The sequence below is a fragment of the Gordonia sp. VNK21 genome (assembly GCF_046098115.1).
Taxonomy (GTDB): domain Bacteria; phylum Actinomycetota; class Actinomycetes; order Mycobacteriales; family Mycobacteriaceae; genus Gordonia.
In genome coordinates this window covers 240434-243908 of sequence record NZ_JBJURU010000004.1, presented here as the reverse complement: position 1 = coordinate 243908, position 3475 = coordinate 240434, and the positions used below count along the sequence as shown (strand labels likewise).

Below are 3475 nucleotides of genomic sequence, written 5' to 3'. Positions count from 1 at the left end.
TCGTGGCCGCCTGCAGGATCGCGACGTCTTCACGCAGACGCTTGTTCTCGGCCTTGAGGCGCTTGAGCTCGGCTGCTTCCTCGCTCGTGGTGCCCGGACGGGCACCGGCATCGATATCGGCTTGGTTGATCCATCTGCGGACCGTTTCCTTGCCGACACCGACCTGCCGAGCGATCGCCGTCGCGGCCGCCGTGGGATTCGGATACTCCTGACCGTGCTCGGCGTACAGGCGCAGCGCCCGGGCCTTCACCTCTGGGTCGATCTTCTTGGGCATGATTGTCATCCTTCCTGACTCAGAAAGGAACGGCATCAAACCTGGGGCGGTTCAGAACGTCCTCGACCGCCACGTTTGGATCACCTGGGAGCAGTTTCGCATCGCGATGATCACTGGGATCGAGCGAACCCACCACCGCCGATGTCCGACACGTCCGTTTGACGCCCATCGAGTTCCGGACCATCATGACCATGATCGCCGCACTAGCTGCGTGATCACACCCAATGGCATAAACATGCAGCATGCCCAATATCGAAGGTTGCGATCCGCAATTTTCGGGTTGCTGGCATACAAAATTATCGGCAAATGGAGGGGTTCTCTTGACGAAGGTTTGGCGTGGGATCACATGCGGGGTGCTGGCACTATCTGTTGCCCCACTAGTGATGGGCACGAGTGTGGCCTCGGCTGCGCCGAACTCGTTTGCGGACGTGTCGCGCACGATCACGACGCCCGATGGTTGGCAGCTGACCGCGACCAAGGCGAAGGAACGAGTGCGGTCAGTGCCGCCGCTGAATCAGAGTAGCTGGACGAGGGAGGGTTTCGTCGATCTGCGTGGTGCAGCGAAGATTGGCGGCAAGGGCACGGTGCCCGTGACGGCGGGAACGTTGACCACTTCGATCCAAATCGGTTGCAACACCGATATTTCCGCCGGACTGACGACTGGTATCTCATTTGGTCCTAGTGTGGGCCTGTCGGTGTCGTGGCCGCCGTCAGCCACCCTGGGGGCGCAGGTCACGCCCAGTATCTCCACTACTTTTCGACCCGGGACAATCACTACGGTCACCCTCGGAACCAAGAAGCTCGCCGATCTCGAAGCGGGCACCGAGGTCAGGGGTGTACACCTGCGGGTTGACGGGTGCCTTGGGCCTGTCTCACTGAGAAATGCTGTCACGGTGGCGATCTCGACTCCACGCAATGACAACACGATCAACGTCTACGGCAAACCACACTACCTCTAGTCTCATGGCTATCGCACCCACGATCAGCACAGAAGTGGTGATCGCGTGCACGAAAGGATACCGACCGATGACTGCCACTGAACCGATCACGACCGCCCGCGCGGTTCCGCCGACGGGAGTGGAAGCTACTAGCAACTCGTACGCGGTACCGAAGCTGGCGGTGGACTGGCTGTTGTTCACTGGTGGTGTCGCACTGCTGGTGTTTTGTGCGTTCTTCATCAAGGACATGACCGACTGGCAGGACCGACTCGGTGGGTTCGTTCCGGCGTTTCTGGTCCTGTTCGTGATCATGGTCATCGCGGGGAAACTTCTGCTGCCCCGAGTCGACAAGGCGACCGCCTGGACCCGAGCCACCATCACCGGGTCGAAGGGCTAAATCATGGTCAACCAGGCTCGAACCCGCAAGCTATACGCTGCCACCGCTACTGGTGGCATCACAGCGGCCGGCACCGCCTTGATCTGGTTGGCGCTGGTCTCCGGTGGAGCTGGAGGAGCGTCCGCGGACGCCCTATGTGACGCGATGCGGGATCAGTACGGCCCGAACTGGCCTTGCATCTCGGTCCCACCGCCACCTTCACAAGAGCTCCCCACCGCCGATCCCACCACGCCGGGTGGCCAAGCCGGCGGTGGCGGGGTCGAGGCTGGTGCAGACACCGGCCCGGGACCCGGCGAAGGCAACGGCACCCCGATCGCCCCGGTCCCTGGCCAAGAAGACCCAGGCAGTAAACGCGGGCAGTCTGCCCGGACTCAAGCACCAGCCACGGTGCCCGCGCCATTGAATACTTCAACCCGGCCCCAGTCCACGGCAGCAACCGGTGACGCCTCTGCACCGAAACCCGAGGCCGCGCAACCCCACTCAGCCACCACCGCTCAGGACAACGCACTCCTACCGTCACTGACTGATAGTTCCGACGGCAAAGAACGCGAACGTCTGGTGCAAGGTGGGCTGATCGTCGCTGCCGTTGCAGGTTTTCTGGTGGGTGGCACCTACACGCGTTCCGGAACACGTATCGCGTCCGTGGGGAGAGGTGGTTCAGTCGCGGCGGGTAATGTTCCGAATCTGTTCATGCTGGCCGGTGGGGATAATGGCAGCATTCTAGGTGGTCTGCTCCCGGCTGGCGGGAGTGAGCGCGCCACCGTTGGCCCAACTCAGCTGGTATTGATCAACGACCGAAATAGCTCCAAGGACTATGTGTTTGACGTGGATGTGCCGCCGGGCGGACACATCACGGTGAACCCCGATGGCTCGGCTACCGTGTACGACGTGAACGGCCGAGCGGTTAAGCAGATCGCTAAGCCATGGGCCTACGACTCGCTCGGGCGACCACAGAGGACCTGGTACACGGTCGATGAGAACGGCAACCTGGTTCAGCATGTTGATACCGCTGACGATGCGCTCTATCCGATCTTGGCTGATCCGACCACTTCGACGGTGAACCCTGACGGGTCGGTGACTACGGTGACCACCAATGACGCTGGTCAGGTGATTACCACCGCCACATCGGTACCCGTTCCCGATTCAGGTGGCTCGGTGGACACTACCGTCCAGAACGCGGACGGTACGACCTCGCAAGCGCGGTCGGTGCCCGATGGTCAGGGTGGCGTGACGACCTGGACAGCGAACCCGGACGGCTCGCACACGGTGCTGTACCCGGACGGCACGTTCTACGAAGAGCCAGCGCCAGGCTCCGGGAAGGGCTACACCCAAGGATCCACGGACGGCAATACCGTCAATACGACCTATACCGATCCGTCCGGCAACCAGTACAACTCCACCTCGACACCGGACGTGAACGGCTCCGTGCACACCGAGATGGATACCCCGCAAGGGCATGTCAGCAGTCAGTCGGACCCGGCCGGCAAGGGGGAAATAGTCACCACCGCCACGACCCCAGAGGGTAAGACGGTGATGACCCGCACCAAGCCCGACGGCGACGGTGGGTCTCAGTCGATCCGGCTGACCGAGAAGATCACCAACCCAGACGGGACTTCCCAGTATGTACAGGAAGATGGCAAACTCTTCAATCCCGATGCGGGTAAAGGACTTACGTCGGAAACCACGATCAAACCGGATGGTTCATCGAGTACCCAGTATTCCGACGGCAGCCAACTGATCCTACGCGAAGACGGGACCGGCACGGCGATCGACGCCAAAGGCAACAAAACCGAGTTCCTGCCCAGCGTCGACCCCGAGACTGGCAAAGCCATCCTGATCGACCCATCCACCGGCAAACCAGTCGAC

The 3475-nt window shown here is 61.6% G+C and carries 4 protein-coding genes and 1 pseudogene; 3 read left to right on the top strand and 2 right to left on the bottom strand.

Going from position 1 to position 3475, the window contains the following annotated elements:
* Together ACJMNC_RS06845 and ACJMNC_RS06840 are read right to left on the bottom strand one after the other, a co-directional pair.
* Positions 1–274: transposase (locus tag ACJMNC_RS06845; protein WP_408947197.1), on the bottom strand; the 274-nt coding region annotated here is incomplete at its 3' end.
* A gap of 19 nt (positions 275–293) precedes the next feature.
* Complete coding sequence (locus tag ACJMNC_RS06840; RefSeq protein WP_408947196.1) at positions 294–719, bottom strand: hypothetical protein; 426 nt, start codon at positions 717–719, stop codon at positions 294–296.
* Here ACJMNC_RS06840 and ACJMNC_RS06835 point away from each other — a divergent pair.
* From ACJMNC_RS06835 to ACJMNC_RS06825, 3 genes and pseudogenes are all read left to right on the top strand, one after another.
* The gene (locus ACJMNC_RS06835; protein ID WP_408947195.1) at positions 703–1233 is read left to right on the top strand and encodes an MspA family porin; all 531 of its coding nucleotides are present in this window, start codon (positions 703–705) and stop codon (positions 1231–1233) included. The two genes, ACJMNC_RS06840 and ACJMNC_RS06835, sit on opposite strands and share 17 nt — an antisense overlap.
* A gap of 4 nt (positions 1234–1237) precedes the next feature.
* Entirely contained in the window at positions 1238–1609 is a 372-nt protein-coding gene (locus ACJMNC_RS06830; protein ID WP_408947194.1) for a hypothetical protein, read from the top strand.
* Positions 1610–1996: 387 nt separating this feature from the next.
* A pseudogene (locus ACJMNC_RS06825) lies at positions 1997–3475 on the top strand (hypothetical protein); the annotation flags it as partial.